Below are 17,707 nucleotides of genomic sequence, written 5' to 3'. Positions count from 1 at the left end.
ATCAGAGATCCATGTAGATGTGTTCTTCGCCTTTGGCACCAGGATGTGTCACAGCGCCGAGACGTGCGCCGCCGACCAGTTGCGCATATTTGTAGAGCGCGCCGGAGGCATAGATCGTCTTGCGTGGACCTTTCCAGCTATCCTTGCGGGCTTGCAGGTCCTCATCGGAAAGATCGACGGACAACTCGCCTGTCTTGGCGTTGATCGTGATCATGTCACCGTTTTGCAGCATTCCGATTGGTCCGCCATGCGCAGCCTCAGGGCCGACGTGACCGACGCAGAAGCCGCGTGTCGCGCCAGAGAAGCGTCCATCAGTGATCAGCGCCACCTTCTTGCCCATTCCCTGACCGGAGAGGGCGGCGGTGGTTGCCAGCATCTCGCGCATACCGGGGCCGCCAGCGGGACCTTCGTTGCGGATGACGATGACTTCGCCTTCTTCATACTGACGGGCCTTTACGGCCTCAAAGGCGTCTTCTTCACATTCGAACACGCGGGCAGGGCCGGTGAATTCCTGTTCTTCGGCGCTCATGCCTGCGACCTTCACGATAGCCCCTTCAGGGGCGAGGTTGCCTTTCAGGCCGACAACACCGCCAGTTGGCGTGATCGGGGTTTCGACAGGGTAGACGACTTTGCCGTCAGCTTCGCCACGGATCATGTCGAGTTCTTCGCCGATGCTGCGCCCTGAGGCGGTCATGCAATCCTCGTGGATCAGACCGGCCTTGCGCAGTTCCTTCATTACGATTGGCACGCCGCCCGCCTCGTAAAGATCCTTGGCGACGTATTGGCCGCCGGGCTTCAGGTCCACGAAGTAAGGCGTGTCGCGGAAGATGTCGCAGACATCCATCAGGTCAAAGTCGATGCCAGCCTCGTGGGCGATGGCGGGCAGGTGCAGACCGGCGTTGGTGGAGCCGCCCGTGCAGGCCACGATGCGCGCTGCGTTTTCAAGCGATTTGCGTGTGACGATGTCGCGGGCGCGGATGTTCTTCTCGATCAGGTTCATCACCGCCTCGCCGGAGGCCACGCCGTACTGGTCGCGCGACTCGTACGGGGCGGGTGCACCTGAGGAGTTCATCAGCGCAAGACCGATGGCCTCTGACACGCAGGCCATTGTGTTGGCGGTAAACTGACCGCCGCAGGCACCGGCGGAAGGACAGGCGACGCGTTCAAGCACTTCGAGTTCGGCATCGGACATATTGCCTGCCTGATGCTTGCCGACAGCCTCGAACACGTCCTGAACCGTGACGTCCTTGCCCTGAAGACGTCCTGGCAGGATCGAGCCGCCGTAGATGAACACGGACGGGGTGTTCAGACGGACCATTGCCATCATCATGCCCGGCAGGGATTTGTCGCAGCCTGCAAGCCCGACGATTGCGTCATAGCAGTGGCCGCGCATGGTCAGTTCGACTGTATCAGCAATCGCCTCGCGAGAGGCGAGCGAGGACCGCATCCCCTCGTGGCCCATGGCGATCCCGTCGGTGACGGTGATCGTGGTGAATTCACGCGGAGTGCCGTTGCCCTTTTTGACACCGAGTTTGACAGCCTGCGCCTGCCGGTTGAGCGAGATGTTACAAGGGGCCGCTTCGTTCCAGCAGGTGGCAACGCCAACCCAAGGCTGGTGAATGGCTTTTTCGTCCAGGCCCATCGCATAAAAATACGACCGATGCGGTGCACGGGCCGGACCTTCGGTCACGTGGCGGCTGGGCAGGCGGGATTTGTCGACCTTACCTTGGGACATTTGAAGCACTCCTCCGGGAAAACTGTTGAAAAGGGTCTAATTAGAGGGCTGGCAAGGCGCAAGCCCCAGTACGCATTCACCTGATGCGACACCACGGTGGTTGCAGTGGCCGAGACGACGTGAATAGGGTCCGGGATGAAAGACGACTACGCAGCACATGACGCCTTTGTGCGCCCGGCACGCGGGGCCACGGAGCTGTGGCGCATCATTGTGATGATCCTTGCTTTTGAGGCGGTCTTCATGCTGTCGCCGGTTGTTTTCGCAACGCTCTTGCCAAGCGAGCGTCTGCGCGATGAATTCTACGACGGCATCACGGCCTTTGGCACGTTGACCCAGTTCTTGTCCTTCGGGATTACGCTTGCGGGTTTTCTGGTGTTGTTGCGTTTGCTGCATGGACGCGGGTTTGCCAGTCTGATCGGCGCTTACGCGCAGGCAAAGCAGGACCTTGTGCGGGTGTTCGTGGGGGTAAGCTTCTGGCTTATCCTGATTGAGCTTCTGCCACCGCGCATTGATCCCGACCAGATCGAGGTGTTTCGCAACTTCGGTGTTTGGCTGGCACTGATCCCTGTCACACTTGCGGTGCTTTTGGTGCAGGTGGGCACCGAGGAGCTGTTTTTCAGAGGCTATCTGCAGCAGCAGTTTGCCTGCCTGTCGCGCAGTCGTTGGGCGTGGATGGTGGTGCCGTCCGTCATGTTTGGCAGTCTCCATTTCTGGAATGGCGAAGGCGCTGCAGAGGGGATCGTCTGGGCGGTTTGGGCGACGGGATTAGGCATGGCTTGTGCTGATCTGACCGCACGGACGGGAAATATCGGGGCCGCCATCGGTTTGCATATGGCCAATAATGCCTTCGCCCTGCTGATTGTGCATATTGCGGGGTGGCCGACCTCGGGTGTCGCACTCTTTCTTTATCCCTACCAAGATCCGGCGCTTTACAGCGGCGGTGTCGAAACCTTGCTGGAACCCTGGGTCATCTTCGAGGCAATCGTTCTGGCGTTGACCACCTATATCATGTGGCTGGCCGCGAGGATCACCTTGCGCTGTTGATTGCAATTCGTTTGCGAGCGGCATATCTCAATCGACAAGAAGTCATAAAGGCGCGCCGATGAACTGGATCACCAATTACGTCCGACCCAAGATCAACTCGCTGTTTTCGCGCCGCGAGGTGCCTGACAATCTTTGGACCAAGTGCGACGACTGCGGCACGATGCTGTTTCACCGCGAATTGGCAGAGAACCTGAATGTCTGCACCAACTGCGAACATCACATGCCGATCGGTGCGCGGGCGCGTCTTGCGTCGATCTTTGATGGCGGCGTTTTTGTCGAGGTTGACGTGCCAGAGCCAGTGGCCGACCCGCTGCATTTCCGCGACCAGAAACGCTATACCGACCGGATCAAGGAAGCGCGTAAGAAAACCGGCGAAAAAGACGCGATGCTTGTCGCTGAAGGTGAGATGGGCCGGACCGGCGTTGTTGTTGCGGTGCAGGACTTTTCCTTCATGGGTGGTTCGATGTCGATGTATGTCGGCAATGCCATTGTCGCCGCGGCCCAGCGTGCGGTTGAGACTAAGCGCCCTTTGATCCTGTTTTCCGCTGCAGGTGGCGCGCGGATGCAAGAGGGCATTCTGGGTCTGATGCAGATGCCGCGCACCACGATTGCCGTGCAGATGCTGAAAGAGGCGGGCCTGCCCTACATCGTTGTCCTGACCCACCCGACGACCGGCGGGGTCACGGCGTCTTACGCGATGCTTGGCGACGTGCAGATCGCCGAGCCTAACGCGCTGATTGGTTTTGCCGGGGCGCGGGTCATCGAACAGACGATCGGCGAAAAGCTTCCGGAAGGGTTCCAGCGGGCCGAGTATCTGCTTGATCACGGAATGCTGGACCGCGTGACGAAGCGGACCGACCTGAAAGAAGAGCTGGTCACAATCGTGCGGATGCTGATGAAAGAGCCTGCGCCTGTCAAAGGCGACTTGCCGAAGCCCGAAGATGACAAGATGCCTGATCCGGCTGAAATGATCGCTGCGGCGGACGCGGAAAAGTGACATCATCCTCTGACGTGATCCTTGACCGGATGATGGCCTTGCACCCCAAGGTCATTGATCTGACGCTTGACCGTGTCTGGCGCTTGCTTGATGCCGTGGGCAACCCGCAGGATCGTCTGCCACCTGTCATCCATATCGCAGGCACTAACGGCAAAGGGTCCACCCAAGCCATGATCCGTGCCGGTCTGGAAGCCGACGGCGCTGCGGTCCATGCCTATACCTCACCGCATCTGGCGCGGTTTCATGAGCGTATCCGTCTGGCTGGCACCCTGATCAGTGAAGAGGCGCTGACCGAGGTGCTTGACCGCTGCTATCAGGCAAATGGCAGCGATCCGATCACCTATTTCGAAATTACCACTGTCGCGGCCTTGCTGGCGTTTGCTGAAACACCTGCCGACTACGCCCTGCTTGAGGTTGGGCTTGGCGGCAGGCTTGACGCGACAAACGTGATTGCCAAGCCGGAGGTCACGATCATCACGCCTGTCGATATGGATCATCAGCAGTTTCTGGGTGACACCATCGCGAAAATTGCGGGTGAAAAGGCCGGGATCATCAAGCGGGGCGTGCCTTGCGTGGTCGGGCCACAACACGAGGATGGTCTGGAGGTGATCGAAAGCGTGGCCGCACGGGCCGGTGCACCGGTGATCGCCTTTGGGCAGCATTGGCATGTCGGAACCGAAAACGGGCGGCTGGTCTATCAAGACGAGCGCGGTTTGCTGGACTTGCCGATGCCGAACCTGCCGGGGCCGCATCAGATCATGAATGCTGGCGCGGCAATCGCGGCACTCCGCGTGCTTGGCAAAAGCGAAGCTGCCTGCGAGGCGGCTGTGACGCAGGCCTATTGGCCTGCACGGATGGAACGGCTCACGCAAGGCAAATTGGTTGAGCTGGCCAAGCCCGCCGAGCTTTGGCTGGATGGAGGGCATAATCCCGCCGCAGGTATTGCTTTGGCCGAGACACTGCGCCAGCAGCCGCCGCGCCCCACACATCTGATCTGCGGGATGCTGAACACCAAGGATATTGCAGGCTATCTGCGCCCGCTTGGCACGGTGGCCGCCTCACTGACGGCAGTGTCCATCCCCGGTGAGGCCAACACGATCCCGGCCGCGCGCACCGCGGAAGCGGCGGCAGCAGTCGATCTTCCTGCAACCGTGGCCGAGAACGTGAGGGACGCGATCAAATCCATCACGGCCAAGGATCCGGCGGCACGCATCCTGATTTGCGGCTCGCTTTATCTGGCAGGGCACGTCATGCGCGAGAATGCGGCATGACAAGGGCTTTCGCATTTCTCCTTGCGCTGACTGCGACAAAAGCCGATGCGGCTGCGTTCTATTTCTGCTGGGAAGGTGAGAACGGCTACACCATGACGGGTCAGATGACGCTGCAACAAGGCGCGCTGGATCTGCCACTTGTGACCGAAGACGACGTCAGCGCATTCCGGATTGCCGGATACAAGGACGGCATTCTGATTGGCAAATGGGATCAAGCGACGCGTGCGCCCGACGACCCGTGGTTTCTGACCTTTGATCCTGAGCGGCTGGCTTTTTTCACGCCCGACGAACTAGGCGTGGGTGTCAGTCAGGCATGGAACGCGGGGGGGATGGCTGATGACTGCGGTGACCCGGGCTTTGGTTTCAACCTTGGCAACTATGCACAGGACTTTTGTCTGAATGGCGAATGGATCGAGGAAAGCGGGATGCCGCCAGAGACGCCATTTCTTGTCAGCACAGTGCCGGTGGACCCCGAATGCCGACTTTACAGCCCTTTGAGCTAACGATTCGCGAATCAGTCTCTTGACGGCGAATCATTCCTTCGCGTAGTTTCCTTCTCAACGCGAAGCGCCATAAAAAACAGGCGCGGACGGGCAGTCTTGGCAGGGCGAGTTGGCGGGTCTTATGGCCTGTCTTCTTGTGTTTGTGATTGCGCTAACGCCACACCACCCGCAACATTTTGCCGCCTCTGGGATGTCGTGATTTGCATCTGGGAAAAAGGTCTGCCTAGGTTGCCTAAAGACTTTGTCCAGAGCAGGTAGGCCCGTGCGGAAATACGTTACAACAATTCTCACTCTGACTGCGCTTGCAGTGGCATCAGCACCAGCGGTGGCTGAGGTTGATACCGGTGCCTATCTTGCAGGAAAGCAGGCAGAGACCGCGCATGATTTCGGCACCGCCGCCCGCTATTTCGCGGATGGTCTGGTGCAGGACCCGACCAATGCCGACCTGCTGGATCGCTTGCAACGCGCCTATGTGGCGCAAGGCGACTTTGCACGCGCGGTGCCTGTGGCGCGGACCATGGCTGACGCCGGCGTGGGCAACCCTGTAACGCATCTGATCTTGCGCACTGATGATTTCGCGGCGGGACGCTGGAACGAGGTGCTGAACGCGCTCGAAGCAGGCCAGCAGATCGGCCCGTTGGTTGATCAGCTTTCTGCAGCATGGGCGCTGGTGGGTGCAGGTGACACAAGTGCTGCCATGGATGCGTTTGACGCCGTCATTCAGGGCGAAGGGATGGGCGTTTATGGTTTGACCCACAAAGCTTACGCCCTTGCGGCCTTTGGCGATTTCGAAGGGGCGCAGCGGCTATTCACCAACAACGGTCATGGCGGAATGCGGTATAGCCGCCAGAGCGCGATTGCCCACGCCCAGATCATGAGCCAGTTGGGCCAGAATACCGAGGCGCTGGAACTGATCTCTGCGGTCTTTGGCACGCAGCTTGATCCGGGTCTGATTGCCCTGCGCGATGCGCTCTCGGACGGTGAGGCGGTGGCTTACAGTGCTGTACGGACCCCGGCAGAGGCGATGGGTGATCTGGCGCATGTGATCGCAGGTCTTGTGCAGGCCGATGCCCCTGCAAACTTTACGTTGCTCTACACACGTGCCGCCAACCACCTCTGGCCACAGAACGCGACGGCCCAGTTGATGACGGCCCGTTTGCTTGAAGAGCTGGAGAACTACGACCTTGCAAACGCGGCCTATAGCGCGGTTTCGCCGGATGATCCCTCTTATCACGCAGCCGAGCTTGGCCGGGCTGAGGCTTTGCGCGCTGCAGGCCGCGAAGAGGCCGCTGTGGAAGTGCTTGAAGGGCTGACGCGCCTTTATCCGGCTCTGCCGGAAGTGCACGCCACCAAAGGTGACACGCTGCGTATGGCGGAACGCTATGCTGAGGCCGACCGCGCCTACACCCGCGCGCTTGATCTTTATGATAACCTCGACCGGTCCAAGTGGTTTGTCTACTACACGCGCGCGATCACGCGGCACAGGCTGGACGACTGGACCGGGGCCGAAGCCGATTTCCGCTCGGCCCTCGCCTTGCGGCCAGAGCAGCCGCAGGTCCTGAACTATCTGGGATACTCGCTGGTCGAGCGCGGCGAGAAGCTGTCAGAGGCCCTCGATATGATCGAGACCGCCGCTGCTGCCCGTCCTGATCACGGTGCCATCATCGACAGTCTTGGCTGGGTCTATTTCCAGTTGGGCCGCTATGACGAAGCCGTCGTGCATCTAGAACACGCGGCCTCTCTTGAGCCTGTGGATGCGGTGATCAACGACCACCTTGGCGATGCTTTCTGGGCGGTCGGGCGCGAAATCGAAGCACGCTTCCAGTGGCAACGCGCCTTGTCGTTTTCGCCCAGCGAGGAGGATGCAACGCGCATCCGCGCCAAGCTTGATCGCGGGCTGGACGCTGTTCTGGAAGAAGAAGGTGCTGAGCCGCTGCAGGTCGCACGTGACGACAGCTAGGATCGCCGCGCCAGCCAAGGTCAATCTCACCCTTCATGTGACAGGGCAGCGTGCAGATGGCTATCATCTGCTGGATAGTCTTGTGGTCTTTGCTGATGTGGGTGACGTGATCACCGTCGAAGCGGCGGATGATCTGACGCTGACGGTGGACGGCCCCTTCGGAGCGGGCGTGCCGACCGATCAAAGCAACCTGATTTTGCGCGCGGCGCAGGTGCTGGCTGAGGCCAGAGGCGTGTCGCAGGGTGCGCGCCTGCATCTGGAAAAGAACCTGCCGCATGCGGCAGGTATTGGCAGCGGCTCATCGGATGCTGCGGCGACGTTGTCGCTTCTGGCTGATCTGTGGCAGGTTGACCCGCTGAAAGCAGACGATCCGCGCGTCCTTGAACTTGGGGCTGACGTGCCGGTTTGTGCGGCAGGACCGAAACCGCAACGGATGCGTGGCATTGGCGAGGTTCTTTCGTCTGTTCCGCCGTTGCCGGAGGTTGCACTTGTGCTTGTGCGTCCGCCTGTCGCCGTGCCGACCGGCCCTGTCTTTCAGGGGCTGGCAACCAAGACCGGCGAACCAATGACGGGTGTGCCGGAGGCGCTCGATTTTCCGAAGTTCGTCAATTGGCTGTCGCGGCAGCGCAACGACCTTCAGACACCTGCAATCGGCATTGCCCCTGTGATCGGACAGGTCATTGATGTTCTGCAGATGCAGGACGGTGCAGCACTGGCGGCCATGTCAGGGTCGGGGGCCACGTGTTTTGGTGCCTTCGCCACGCTCTCGCAGGCGCAGGACGCGGCCAGCCAGATCAGGTCCGCACATCCGGATTGGTGGGTAGAAGCGGCCAGGATGCTTTAGCCCTCGTCAGACGCCGCCATTCGTTTCCACAAAAGACTGAGCAACGTCTCACCGGCGAGCGGATTCACACAGTCCGAGATCAACACCGGCGCACCGAAAGGCACCGGCCGGGGCAACGGCACAGTCTCGGCTGGTTCGCGCCGGACATGTGGCACCAAGGAAATGTCGGTCGCATCGGTCATGTGCGCAATCTAGCAAGGTGGCCCTGCACGCGCAAATCAGGCGCTATGGCGCAGGAAGGTGATCCACGTCTCGCCATAGCGGCGCTGGTCGAGGGTGGTGAAACCGGCGGGGGCGATCTGGGCGGCGGATTCTTCCCAGACGATCAGCGCCTCGGCAGCGATCCAGCCTTTGGCTTTCGCTGCCTCCAACGCCTTGGCCCCCAGACCTTTTCCGTAGGGCGGGTCGAGAAAGATCAGGTTGCATCCTTCACCCTCTGGCAGACGTGTCGCATCTGTGGCGATCAGTTGCGTATCCGCCTCGCGTCTGAGTTTGGCGATATTGGCGCGGATCAGCTTTTGCGCCATTCGACCGCTGTCAACAAAAGTGACATGTGATGCCCCGCGCGAAAGCGCCTCCAAACCGAGCGCCCCTGTGCCTGCAAATAGGTCCAGCACGCGGACTTTCGTAATCGGGTCGCCAAAGCGGCCCCCCATCAGCACATTGAACAGGCTTTCACGCACGCGATCGGTCGTCGGGCGCAGATGTGCGCCAGTGTCGCCTTTGCCTACCGGCGTCAGCGCCGTGCCGCGATGCGTGCCGCCAATGATCCTCACCCTTTCAACAGCCCCTTCATGTCAGTGGCCGGATCAGTGATCAGCGCGGGCGCTGGCGATTTGCCGGCTTCGATCAGCCGCTTGCCGATCATGTAGTTGCGCGCATCATTCATCGCATCAACCGCGATCAGGCGATCTTTGTTGTAATACCAATGCGAGACAACATCGCCGTCACCCTTGCGGACATAAACGTCGGTGTAACCAAGGTTCAGCCCCGCAATCTGCAGCTTGCAGTCGTATTGATCAGACCAGAACCACGGTTTGGGCACGTAAGGTTGTTCGCCGCCAGCGATATTCACGGCTACGACTTCGGCCTGATCAATGGCGTTGCCGACGCTTTCCAGTCGGATGGTCTGGCCCTCGAAGTTACAGGTTGCGCAATCCCCTGCCGCCCAGATGTGAGGGTCAGAGGTGCGACCATAGTCGTCAGTGATGATGCCGTTGTCGCCAGATAGCCCTACCATATCGGCCAGACCTGTTGCGGGAATGATGCCGACGCCAACAACGGCAAAGTCGATGTCCAGCCTTGTCCCATCGGTCAGTTCAGCGCCAGCGACATGGTCTTCGCCTGTGAGGCGCACCAGCCCCACACCTTCGCGGATGTCGACGCCATGTGATCTATGCAGTTCGCGAAAATAGTCAGAGGTTTCTGGCGCCGCGACACGTTGCAGGATGCGGTCTGCCATTTCCACCACGGCGACTTGCAGGCCCAGCTTGGTGGCGACGGCAGCTGCCTCCAGCCCGATGTAGCCACCACCAATCACCAGTAGCCGCTTGCCAGCCGTGAAGGCTGGTGCCATCGCGTCGGCATCGGCCAGATCGCGGACGGTGAAGACGCCCTTCAGATTGCCACCGATATTGTTTGGCAGGCTGCGTGGGTAGGAACCGGTCGTCAGCACCAGCTCGTCGTAATTGAGGATTTCGCCACCTGACAGGACGATGGCCTTTTCGCCGCGGGCGATTTCGAAAACCCGGGTGTTCAGCCGCAGCGTGATGTCATGCTCTGCATAGAAGGCTTCGGGTCGCAGATAGAGTCGTTCCTCGGCCATGTCTCCCAGAAGGTAGGCCTTTGACAGCGGCGGGCGCTGGTATGGCGGCACAGGCTCGGCCCCGATCAGGGTGATCTGCCCGTCAAACCCTTCGGCCCGCAGCTTGGCCACGCAGGACGCGCCCGCTTGGCCGGCCCCGATCACAACGACATGGGTCATGGTAATGCACTTTCCTTTTGGCGTTTGGCGTGGTGCACACTACATCTGCCAAAACCACAGGCGCAATGCGAACAGGAGCAACATTTATGACAATCGCGGTAGGGGATACATTGCCGGAAGCGACATTTCTGGTCTTTGGCGACGAAGGCCCGGGATCAGTCGATCTTGGCCCCAAGCTGAAAGGCCGCAAGGTCGTCATTTTCGGCCTGCCGGGGGCCTACACGCGCACTTGCACGGCCGCGCATCTTCCAAGCTTCATCGCCGCGATGGACGATCTGAAAGCCAAAGGTGTGGATGAAGTCATCTGCGTGTCCGTGAATGATCCTTTCGTGATGAAAGCCTGGGGCGATGCGACAGGTGCCAGCGACGCAGGCATCACGATGTTGGGCGATGCTGACAGCAGCTTCTCCAAGGCGCTGGGCCTGACGTTCACTGTGCCGGACCTTGGCTTCTTTGACCGGTCGCAGCGCTATTCGATGCTGGTTGAGGACGGCAAGGTCACGATCTTCAACCCTGAACCTCCGGGCGGACAGTGTGAGATTTCTGCAGGGCAGACGCTTGTGTCCCAGATGGGCTGACATGCCGCGCGCAGACGCAAGGGTTTTGCGCCGCGCGTTTGCTGCTAGTCTGGGCGGGTCATGACCCGCCCGCCCAAATATTCGTTCAGACAAGCCACGCCAGCCGATTTGCTCTTACTGGCAGACTGGCGCAAAGCGGCACATGTGGCGCGATGGTGGGGCGAGGGCGAGAGCTACTCGCAAGAAGACCTCGCCGAGCCGCGTGTCACGATGATGATCGTCAGTCTGGATGATCGCCCGTTTGCCTATATGCAAGACTATACGGTGCATGGCTGGGATGATCACCATTTCGCGGGTTTGCCACATGGCTCACGCGGGATTGACCAGTTTATCGGTCCCTCAGACATGATCGGCAAAGGTCACGGACCGGCCTTCATCGCCCAGCGTGTCCACAGTTTGTTTGAGGCCGGTGCACCGGTCGTGGCAACAGACCCGCACCCTGACAATGCCAGTGCGATCCGTGCTTATGAAAAGGCAGGCTTTGCGATTTCAGGACAGCCGCAGGACACGGCTTGGGGCAGGATCGTGCCCATGCTGGCGCATCGCCTTGAAGCAATGCGCCAGTCCACGCCGTGACTAATTCCCGGCCTGCAGAACGGTTCGTGTCGGGAACGGAATATCGATACCCTTGGCATCCAATGCTTCTTTGACCTTGCGGGTCATGTCCGTTTTGAAAGCAAAGAAGTCGGCGCTGTCACACCATACGCGCACAAGAAAATCGACAGAGAAGTCGCCCAGGGTGTTGACCTGAATGAAAGGCTCTGGGTCGGATTTCGCGCGGGGGTCTGCCATGATCGCTTCGCGGATCGTCTCTTCGGCAAGTTTCAGGTCCGCCCCGTAGCTGACGCCGAATATCCATTCGACGCGGCGGGTGTTGTAGACCGAATAGTTGATGATCGTATTGCCCCAGACCTGACTGTTGGGGATGATGATCTGGACGTTACTCAAGTCGGCCAATTCGGTGTAATTGAGGGTGATATCCTTTACCGTCCCCATCTCGCCGCTGATCTGGACAAAATCGCCGATTTTGATCGGTCTGAAGAAGACAATCATCACGCCAGCCGCAACATTCGACAATGTCCCCTGCAAGGCCAGACCAATCGCCAGACCCGCTGCACCGATGACAGCGACAACTGATGTCGTCTGCACCCCAAAGGTGTTGAGAACAAAGAGAAAGGCAAAACCGACAACGACGTAACGCGCGATATTGCCCAGAAAGTTGAAGAGGGTCACATCGAGATGCGCATGGCGCCCGCCGATGCTGGTGATGCGGTTGCGCACCCAACTGCCGACCATAAAGCCGATGATCAGGATAAAGATGGCACCGACAACACTGCCGACGGCAGAGGCCAGAAATTCAATCGTCAGGAAATCGGCCAACGTCTGACCATTCCAGATTTCGGTTGTCATCAAGGTTTCCAAGGCGTCCTCCGACACGGTAACACGTTACAATTGGCGCGCTTAGGCCATGAGCCTGCACCGTCGTCAAGTTGCAGACGGTTTTGGTGTCTCTGTCTGTGATTTTTTGTCAGGGGTTCTTGAGCAACTGACTGACGTGCTGATCGGCAATTTCATTGGTTTCTGTCAGAAACGTTGAAAGCTTGCTGCGGACCTCTTCGCGACTTGCCTCGTCCATGCGACGCGGAACAGTTGTCTCGAAGCGTCGAAAGACGATGGCGCCAAGGCCAAAAGGTTTGGGCACGATCATTTTGTCCCAGGCATCAAGCCTGCGAAAACGGGACGTGGCAAATGCATAGGTAAAGACCGGAACACCTGTTACCCGCGCCCACTCAAGCGGCGCATCTTTCAGCACCAAGGCCGGGCCAAGTGGCCCGTCACCCGTCAGGCCGATGCTGACACCGTCTTTGACGCGTTTGAGGATCTGGCGCGAGGCGACAACATTCGACGTCTTGTCGGACATCTGCATCGGTTGCAAACCAACAGAGCGTTGCAGCGCACCGGAAACCCGCCCTATCGGACTGTTGGCATAAAGGCTCGAAAGCGGACCAGCGGCCACAGGCCAATGCAATGCGCCCATAATCGACCGCTCGTGCCACATCACCAGAATAACGGGACCGCTTGAGAGCGCATCTTTTAGCGTATCGAGACCCGTGGTCTGCCATTTGGTTGTTCGGTCACAAAACGCCAGATATCTGCCAGCCAGCCCTGCCACTCCGGCGGCCAGTCTCTCTGACTTTTCCAATCTGCGACGCACGGATTTCATCAAAGCTCTGTGGCCCTCTGCTCAATGGCCGCTGTTGTTACATTTCTTGGTCAGAACAGGAAGTGTCATGCACCTTCCCTCTTGATCCTGCTGTGATTCCCGACTAACCCGACATCCGGTCGTAGGGGTATAGCTCAGTTGGTAGAGCGGCGGTCTCCAAAACCGTAGGTCCCGGGTTCAAGTCCTGGTGCCCCTGCCAGACCGGATCACATGGCACTGTGCCAAAGGATCATTGCCCCCATGACACGCCAGCCGATGACGATTGCGTTTCATGTCGGTGCACACAAAACCGCAACGACACATCTGCAAAAAACGATCAAACGGGCCATCGCGCCTTTGGCTGATGATGGCGTGCGGTTTTACGGGCCCGAAAACTTCAGGATGCCGGGGCGCACGATCCCGGCACTGTTTGGTTTTCAGTCCGGCAAGGGACCACAAACCACCGACAGAGACCCGCGGGATCAGCTCACACGTCTTGCCAAGGGCGCATCCCGCCTGGTCCTGAGCGAGGAAAACTTCATCGGTCCGCTCAACAGCGCCAAAGGGCTCGGCCTGCGCAAGCGCTACAAGGCCGCCGGGACTCGATTGTCGCAACTCGCTGCGGCGACAGGGCATGAAATCGAGGTCTTTCTCGCCATCAGGCGACCGACCGGGTTTCTGAACTCCGCCTACTGCCAGATGTTGCTGGCCGGTGATGTCCGGCCACTTGGTGTCTACCTGCGGCGCAATCCGCTGTCCGGCGTTGACTGGGTTGATCTTGTGGATCGCATCAGGCAAGCCCCTGGCGTGGGTGCGGTGACGGTCTGGAAGTACGAGGATTACAACGCCGTCTTTCCACGGATCACCGCCGGGCTTTTGGGTGAAGGTCCGGCGCGCCATGTCCCCACAGTCGCGCGCCAGATCAATCCGGGTCTTTCGGCCTCGGCCGTTGCGGAAATCCTGCATCGCGAAGGGGCCGAGGACATGCGTGCGGTGGCAAAGGACGCGCGCGCCCTTCTGTCAGTTCTTGACGGCTATCCGCCGTTCGATGCCTTTGATGCCGAAGAGCACGCCATCAGCGATGCGATATACCGCCAGCAAGTCGCGCAAATTGCCCAGATGCCGGGCGTCACACTTTTGCAGCCTGAAAAGAGTTGATGAACTGGCCGTGCAGTCAGGCTTGAATTCACTGGCCAGACTCCGTATGTCGCGCCTGTTGAGATCAAGGACGAAAAGAGATGGCAATGGCCAACCCCGTTAAGTTCATTCAGGAAGTCCGCGCTGAGGTGGCGAAAGTCGTCTGGCCGACCCGCCGTGAGACAGTGATGACGACCATCATGGTTTTCATCATGGCCACGCTGACTGCGATCTTTTTCTTTCTGATTGATCTGCTGCTGCGGACCGGCCTCAACGGTGTCTTGAGCTACTTCGGCGGCTGACACCGCCATAGCGGTTGCGCCCTCTTGAAAAGAGAGATTTGCAGCGGTATGAGCCTCACCAAGTTATCCGGAAATGGCGTGCGGCGAATCGAGTTGCACGCCGCTTTTATTTTCGGGACTCGCGCAATCGCGCTGATGCAATGACAACGCGCCCGCAAGGGCAGATGATGACAAGGTGCTCTGACAGATGGCCAAACGCTGGTATTCGGTAAGTGTTCTCTCGAACTTCGAGAAGAAGATCGCGGAAGCGATCCGTCAGAAGGCGGCAGACCAAGGTCTTGACGACCAGATCGATGAAGTGCTGGTGCCGACAGAAGAAGTCATCGAAATCCGCCGCAACAAAAAGGTCACCGCCGAGCGCCGCTTCATGCCGGGCTACGTGCTTGTCCACATGGAAATGTCCGACGAGGGCTATCACCTGATCAACTCCATCAACCGCGTCACAGGCTTCCTTGGTCCGCAAGGCCGCCCGATGCCAATGCGCGATGCAGAGGTGCAGGCGATCCTTGGCCGCGTGCAGGAAGGTGAAGAGGCGCCTCGCACGCTCATCAACTTCGAGATTGGCGAGAAGGTCAAAGTCAACGATGGTCCGTTCGAGGATTTCGACGGTCTGGTCGAAGAGGTGGACGAAGAAAACCAGCGCCTGAAGGTGACGGTCTCGATCTTCGGCCGCGCAACCCCGGTCGAGCTGGAATATACGCAGGTGACCAAGCAGTAAGGCTTGGGATCAGCGATGGAACGGGAAGGGGGCCGAGTGGTCCCCTTTTTTTTCGAGGAAGTGTTGGCCATCAGTCTTCGTTTGGAGAGCACTGGAGGGGGTCGGCTCACGATGGGTCTGGTTGAACGCTGGCGGTGCTTAGTTTTTCTGATCGTCGCTCTTGACGTGCTACGGATACGTATGGTCCCATCGTGCATTGGGACAGTTATACATCAAACATTTTCTGAAGGTATTTCGCATGAGGTTGTTAGCTGCCGTCATATTGTCGCTTTCATTTGCATTTCATCCCTTTTTAGCTTCTGCTCAGTCGCTCTCGCCAGACGACAGTGGCACATTCGGGCGCTTTGATGCCCATACGCGCGCGGCACAAACAGCACATGGATTCAATATAATCTCTGGACCTCCAGCTTTGTTGCGCGAGGGCCAAAGAGCATTTCTTTTCGACGTCAGACCAGGAGACTGCGGAGGAAACGATTGCCGTGAAGACCGGGAACGTGTCGAACGTGTAGACAGGTCCGGCTCCAGACCTCGTGATGAACATTGGTATGCTTGGTCGCTTCGTTTGGCTGACGATTTCCCGTTCATCCGCCCAACGAATACTACCCTTGGACAGTTCAAACAGGAACCCCAGGGCTGTGAAGTGGCCGGCATAGGAATCGAAAGCCGTGGCTTGTTTTTCTACAACAAACTCTGTGCTGCCAACGGCGAGGCAACCTATATGATCGACAAGCCCTTCATTTCGCTTGCGGCGGCGCGTGGTCGATGGATTGATTTTATGGTGCACTCAAATTGGAGTGCAGATTCAGATGGGTTTCTTGATTTCTATGTCGATGGACGGCTGATCGCATCACACAGAGGGCGTGTCGTTTACAACAATCGAGACGAGGTGACATTTCGATTTGGTATCTACCGGTCTTTTGTTTCTCGCTATACCGGCAACACAGGAAATCCGGTGCCGCGACAATGGGCCATTTATGACAACGTACGTCGGGGTGACACACGCGGGTCCGTGGAAATCCAGCGATAATTCTCAGGCGAGAGCGAGTTCTGCTTGTCAGTCAAAGCATGCGGGTGTCGAACGGCTAGGATCTGCGTGGTTGGGAACCAGTCCAGTTTGAGGCGTCTTGCCGACAACCCCCTTGCCATCACCGCGATTCACCCCTAAACGCCGCCTTTGTCACCCCGCCCCCGTGGGGTGATCCCTCGTGGGAGGCTTTGGCGCGCGCGCGTGACCGGCCGGACCACACAACATCAAAGCCTGACGGTCGCGACCTGAAGGCGTTGGAAAAAGGAGAGGCCCCATGGCCAAGAAAGTAGTGGGTACGCTCAAGCTGCAGGTTCCTGCAGGTTCCGCAAACCCTTCCCCACCCGTCGGTCCTGCGTTGGGTCAGCGCGGTATCAACATCATGGAATTCTGTAAGGCTTTCAACGCCAAGACAGAAGACATGGAAAAGGGCGCACCATGCCCGACTGTCATCACCTACTATCAGGACAAGTCGTTCTCGATGGAAATCAAGACGCCACCTGCGTCTTACTACATCAAGAAAGCGGCCAAACTGAAGTCCGGCAGCCAGACACCTGGTAAAGCCGTCGCAGGCTCCATCACAGGCAAGCAGGTCCGCGAGATCGCTGAAGCCAAGATGAAGGACCTCAACGCCAACGACATCGAAGGCGCAATGCAGATCATCATGGGCTCCGCCCGTTCTATGGGCATCGAGGTGAAGTAATGGCGAAACTTGGTAAGCGCACAGCGGCCGCTCGCGCCGCTTTTGAAGGCAAGCACAACGTTTCTGTTGATGAAGCCGCATCTCTGGTCAAAGAGAACGCGACCGCGAAATTCGATGAATCCATCGAGATCGCAATGCAGCTCGGTGTTGACCCACGTCACGCAGACCAGATGGTCCGTGGCACCGTCACACTGCCACACGGCACCGGCAAGACTGTCCGCGTTGCTGTATTTGCACGTGGCGAGAAGGCCGAAGAAGCCAAGGCTGCTGGTGCAGACATCGTTGGCGCTGAAGACCTGATGGAAACCATCCAAGGTGGCACGATTGACTTCGACCGTTGCATCGCGACACCCGATATGATGGCCATCGTCGGTCGTCTGGGTAAGGTCCTGGGTCCACGCAACCTGATGCCAAACCCGCGCGTTGGCACCGTGACCATGGACGTCAAGGAAGCTGTTGAAGCGGCCAAAGGCGGACAGGTTCAGTTCAAGGCTGAAAAGGCAGGGGTCGTCCATGCCGGTATCGGCAAAGCGTCATTCAGCGCGGAACAGATTGCCGACAACATGAAGGCATTTGTCGATGCGGTCAGCAAGGCCAAGCCATCGGGTGCAAAGGGCACATACATGAAAAAGATCGCCGTCAGTTCCACAATGGGGCCAGGCGTGACCGTTGATGTCGTGTCCGCGACAGGCAACGACTAAGCC

General features: G+C 58.8%; 20 protein-coding genes and 1 tRNA gene. 15 read left to right on the top strand and 6 right to left on the bottom strand.

Annotated elements, in window-relative coordinates:
* Window position 1: 1 nt before the first annotated feature.
* The gene (gene ilvD / locus BM316_RS15595) at window positions 2–1,735 is read right to left on the bottom strand and encodes a dihydroxy-acid dehydratase (RefSeq protein WP_090210506.1); all 1,734 of its coding nucleotides are present in this window, start codon (window positions 1,733–1,735) and stop codon (window positions 2–4) included.
* Window positions 1,736–1,870: 135 nt separating this feature from the next.
* On the opposite strand from ilvD, the gene BM316_RS15590 reads away from it, so the two are divergent.
* From BM316_RS15590 to BM316_RS15565, 6 genes are all read left to right on the top strand, one after another.
* Entirely contained in the window at window positions 1,871–2,779 is a 909-nt protein-coding gene (locus tag BM316_RS15590) for a CPBP family intramembrane glutamic endopeptidase (RefSeq protein ID WP_090210504.1), read from the top strand.
* A 58-nt stretch (window positions 2,780–2,837) separates the two neighbouring features.
* Window positions 2,838–3,776, top strand: coding sequence for an acetyl-CoA carboxylase, carboxyltransferase subunit beta (gene accD / locus BM316_RS15585; RefSeq protein ID WP_090210502.1), 939 nt, complete (start codon window positions 2,838–2,840; stop codon window positions 3,774–3,776).
* Between the two features lie 29 nt (window positions 3,777–3,805).
* Entirely contained in the window at window positions 3,806–5,047 is a 1,242-nt protein-coding gene (locus tag BM316_RS15580; RefSeq protein WP_207493730.1) for a bifunctional folylpolyglutamate synthase/dihydrofolate synthase, read from the top strand.
* Complete coding sequence (locus BM316_RS15575; RefSeq protein WP_090210498.1) at window positions 5,044–5,550, top strand: hypothetical protein; 507 nt, start codon at window positions 5,044–5,046, stop codon at window positions 5,548–5,550. Before BM316_RS15580 ends, BM316_RS15575 begins: the two co-directional genes overlap by 4 nt.
* Window positions 5,551–5,812: 262 nt before the next feature.
* Window positions 5,813–7,510: a tetratricopeptide repeat protein gene (locus BM316_RS15570; RefSeq protein ID WP_242649934.1), complete on the top strand. Its 1,698-nt coding sequence runs from the start codon at window positions 5,813–5,815 to the stop codon at window positions 7,508–7,510.
* Window positions 7,497–8,354, top strand: a complete 858-nt coding sequence (locus tag BM316_RS15565; protein ID WP_242649933.1) for a 4-(cytidine 5'-diphospho)-2-C-methyl-D-erythritol kinase — start codon at window positions 7,497–7,499, stop codon at window positions 8,352–8,354. Before BM316_RS15570 ends, BM316_RS15565 begins: the two co-directional genes overlap by 14 nt.
* Here BM316_RS15565 and BM316_RS15560 read toward each other — a convergent pair.
* From BM316_RS15560 to BM316_RS15550, 3 genes are read right to left on the bottom strand one after another with little or no spacing between them, the layout of a single operon-like run.
* Window positions 8,351–8,536 (bottom strand): hypothetical protein, encoded by a 186-nt coding sequence (locus BM316_RS15560; protein ID WP_090210493.1) that lies wholly within the window; start codon window positions 8,534–8,536, stop codon window positions 8,351–8,353. The genes BM316_RS15565 and BM316_RS15560 overlap by 4 nt on opposite strands.
* 36 nt (window positions 8,537–8,572) lie before the next feature.
* Window positions 8,573–9,130 carry a 16S rRNA (guanine(966)-N(2))-methyltransferase RsmD gene (gene rsmD, locus BM316_RS15555; RefSeq protein ID WP_090210491.1) on the bottom strand — a complete coding sequence of 186 codons (558 nt, stop codon included), beginning with the start codon at window positions 9,128–9,130 and terminating at the stop codon, window positions 8,573–8,575.
* Window positions 9,127–10,338, bottom strand: coding sequence for an NAD(P)/FAD-dependent oxidoreductase (locus BM316_RS15550; protein ID WP_090210489.1), 1,212 nt, complete (start codon window positions 10,336–10,338; stop codon window positions 9,127–9,129). Before BM316_RS15550 ends, rsmD begins: the two co-directional genes overlap by 4 nt.
* Window positions 10,339–10,424: 86 nt before the next feature.
* On the opposite strand from BM316_RS15550, the gene BM316_RS15545 reads away from it, so the two are divergent.
* Together BM316_RS15545 and BM316_RS15540 are read left to right on the top strand one after the other, a co-directional pair.
* The gene (locus BM316_RS15545) at window positions 10,425–10,916 is read left to right on the top strand and encodes a peroxiredoxin (RefSeq protein ID WP_090210487.1); all 492 of its coding nucleotides are present in this window, start codon (window positions 10,425–10,427) and stop codon (window positions 10,914–10,916) included.
* Window positions 10,917–10,976: 60 nt separating this feature from the next.
* On the top strand, window positions 10,977–11,492 hold the full coding sequence (locus tag BM316_RS15540) for a GNAT family N-acetyltransferase (RefSeq protein ID WP_090210485.1): 516 nt from the start codon (window positions 10,977–10,979) through the stop codon (window positions 11,490–11,492).
* On the opposite strand, the gene BM316_RS15535 is transcribed toward BM316_RS15540, so the two are convergent.
* Together BM316_RS15535 and BM316_RS15530 are read right to left on the bottom strand one after the other, a co-directional pair.
* Window positions 11,493–12,326 (bottom strand): mechanosensitive ion channel family protein, encoded by an 834-nt coding sequence (locus BM316_RS15535; RefSeq protein ID WP_090210628.1) that lies wholly within the window; start codon window positions 12,324–12,326, stop codon window positions 11,493–11,495.
* A gap of 118 nt (window positions 12,327–12,444) precedes the next feature.
* Window positions 12,445–13,140, bottom strand: a complete 696-nt coding sequence (locus BM316_RS15530; RefSeq protein WP_090210483.1) for a lysophospholipid acyltransferase family protein — start codon at window positions 13,138–13,140, stop codon at window positions 12,445–12,447.
* A 123-nt stretch (window positions 13,141–13,263) separates the two neighbouring features.
* Here BM316_RS15530 and BM316_RS15525 point away from each other — a divergent pair.
* From BM316_RS15525 to rplA, 7 genes are all read left to right on the top strand, one after another.
* Window positions 13,264–13,339 (top strand) — tRNA-Trp (locus tag BM316_RS15525).
* Between the two features lie 41 nt (window positions 13,340–13,380).
* The gene (locus tag BM316_RS15520) at window positions 13,381–14,277 is read left to right on the top strand and encodes a hypothetical protein (RefSeq protein ID WP_090210481.1); all 897 of its coding nucleotides are present in this window, start codon (window positions 13,381–13,383) and stop codon (window positions 14,275–14,277) included.
* A gap of 80 nt (window positions 14,278–14,357) precedes the next feature.
* Window positions 14,358–14,558 (top strand): preprotein translocase subunit SecE, encoded by a 201-nt coding sequence (secE, locus tag BM316_RS15515; protein WP_090210479.1) that lies wholly within the window; start codon window positions 14,358–14,360, stop codon window positions 14,556–14,558.
* A 187-nt stretch (window positions 14,559–14,745) separates the two neighbouring features.
* Entirely contained in the window at window positions 14,746–15,276 is a 531-nt protein-coding gene (gene nusG / locus BM316_RS15510) for a transcription termination/antitermination protein NusG (protein ID WP_090210477.1), read from the top strand.
* 196 nt (window positions 15,277–15,472) lie between these two features.
* Window positions 15,473–16,303, top strand: a complete 831-nt coding sequence (locus BM316_RS15505) for a polysaccharide lyase family 20 protein (RefSeq protein WP_131802598.1) — start codon at window positions 15,473–15,475, stop codon at window positions 16,301–16,303.
* 274 nt (window positions 16,304–16,577) lie between these two features.
* Window positions 16,578–17,003, top strand: coding sequence for a 50S ribosomal protein L11 (rplK, locus tag BM316_RS15500; RefSeq protein ID WP_090210474.1), 426 nt, complete (start codon window positions 16,578–16,580; stop codon window positions 17,001–17,003).
* Window positions 17,003–17,704: a 50S ribosomal protein L1 gene (rplA, locus tag BM316_RS15495; protein WP_090210472.1), complete on the top strand. Its 702-nt coding sequence runs from the start codon at window positions 17,003–17,005 to the stop codon at window positions 17,702–17,704. Before rplK ends, rplA begins: the two co-directional genes overlap by 1 nt.
* Window positions 17,705–17,707 lie beyond the last annotated feature (3 nt).

It is taken from the genome of Yoonia litorea, assembly GCF_900114675.1.
In the GTDB taxonomy this organism is placed as follows: domain Bacteria; phylum Pseudomonadota; class Alphaproteobacteria; order Rhodobacterales; family Rhodobacteraceae; genus Yoonia; species Yoonia litorea.
This window is presented reverse-complemented; position numbering and strand designations above follow the sequence as displayed.

Excerpts from the sequence above, each read along its gene's own strand:
- BM316_RS15530 (WP_090210483.1), bottom strand. The coding sequence starts at position 13,140 with ATGAAATCCGTGCGTCGCAGATTGGAAAAGTCAGAGAGACTGGCCGCC.
- BM316_RS15550 (WP_090210489.1), bottom strand. The coding sequence starts at position 10,338 with ATGACCCATGTCGTTGTGATCGGGGCCGGCCAAGCGGGCGCGTCCTGC.
- BM316_RS15540 (WP_090210485.1), top strand. The coding sequence starts at position 10,977 with ATGACCCGCCCGCCCAAATATTCGTTCAGACAAGCCACGCCAGCCGAT.
- BM316_RS15520 (WP_090210481.1), top strand. The coding sequence starts at position 13,381 with ATGACACGCCAGCCGATGACGATTGCGTTTCATGTCGGTGCACACAAA.
- accD (WP_090210502.1), top strand. The coding sequence starts at position 2,838 with ATGAACTGGATCACCAATTACGTCCGACCCAAGATCAACTCGCTGTTT.
- BM316_RS15590 (WP_090210504.1), top strand. The coding sequence starts at position 1,871 with ATGAAAGACGACTACGCAGCACATGACGCCTTTGTGCGCCCGGCACGC.
- BM316_RS15580 (WP_207493730.1), top strand. The coding sequence starts at position 3,806 with ATGATGGCCTTGCACCCCAAGGTCATTGATCTGACGCTTGACCGTGTC.
- BM316_RS15575 (WP_090210498.1), top strand. The coding sequence starts at position 5,044 with ATGACAAGGGCTTTCGCATTTCTCCTTGCGCTGACTGCGACAAAAGCC.
- BM316_RS15560 (WP_090210493.1), bottom strand. The coding sequence starts at position 8,536 with ATGACCGATGCGACCGACATTTCCTTGGTGCCACATGTCCGGCGCGAA.
- BM316_RS15535 (WP_090210628.1), bottom strand. The coding sequence starts at position 12,326 with ATGACAACCGAAATCTGGAATGGTCAGACGTTGGCCGATTTCCTGACG.
- nusG (WP_090210477.1), top strand. The coding sequence starts at position 14,746 with ATGGCCAAACGCTGGTATTCGGTAAGTGTTCTCTCGAACTTCGAGAAG.
- ilvD (WP_090210506.1), bottom strand. The coding sequence starts at position 1,735 with ATGTCCCAAGGTAAGGTCGACAAATCCCGCCTGCCCAGCCGCCACGTG.
- rplK (WP_090210474.1), top strand. The coding sequence starts at position 16,578 with ATGGCCAAGAAAGTAGTGGGTACGCTCAAGCTGCAGGTTCCTGCAGGT.
- secE (WP_090210479.1), top strand. The coding sequence starts at position 14,358 with ATGGCAATGGCCAACCCCGTTAAGTTCATTCAGGAAGTCCGCGCTGAG.
- BM316_RS15545 (WP_090210487.1), top strand. The coding sequence starts at position 10,425 with ATGACAATCGCGGTAGGGGATACATTGCCGGAAGCGACATTTCTGGTC.
- rplA (WP_090210472.1), top strand. The coding sequence starts at position 17,003 with ATGGCGAAACTTGGTAAGCGCACAGCGGCCGCTCGCGCCGCTTTTGAA.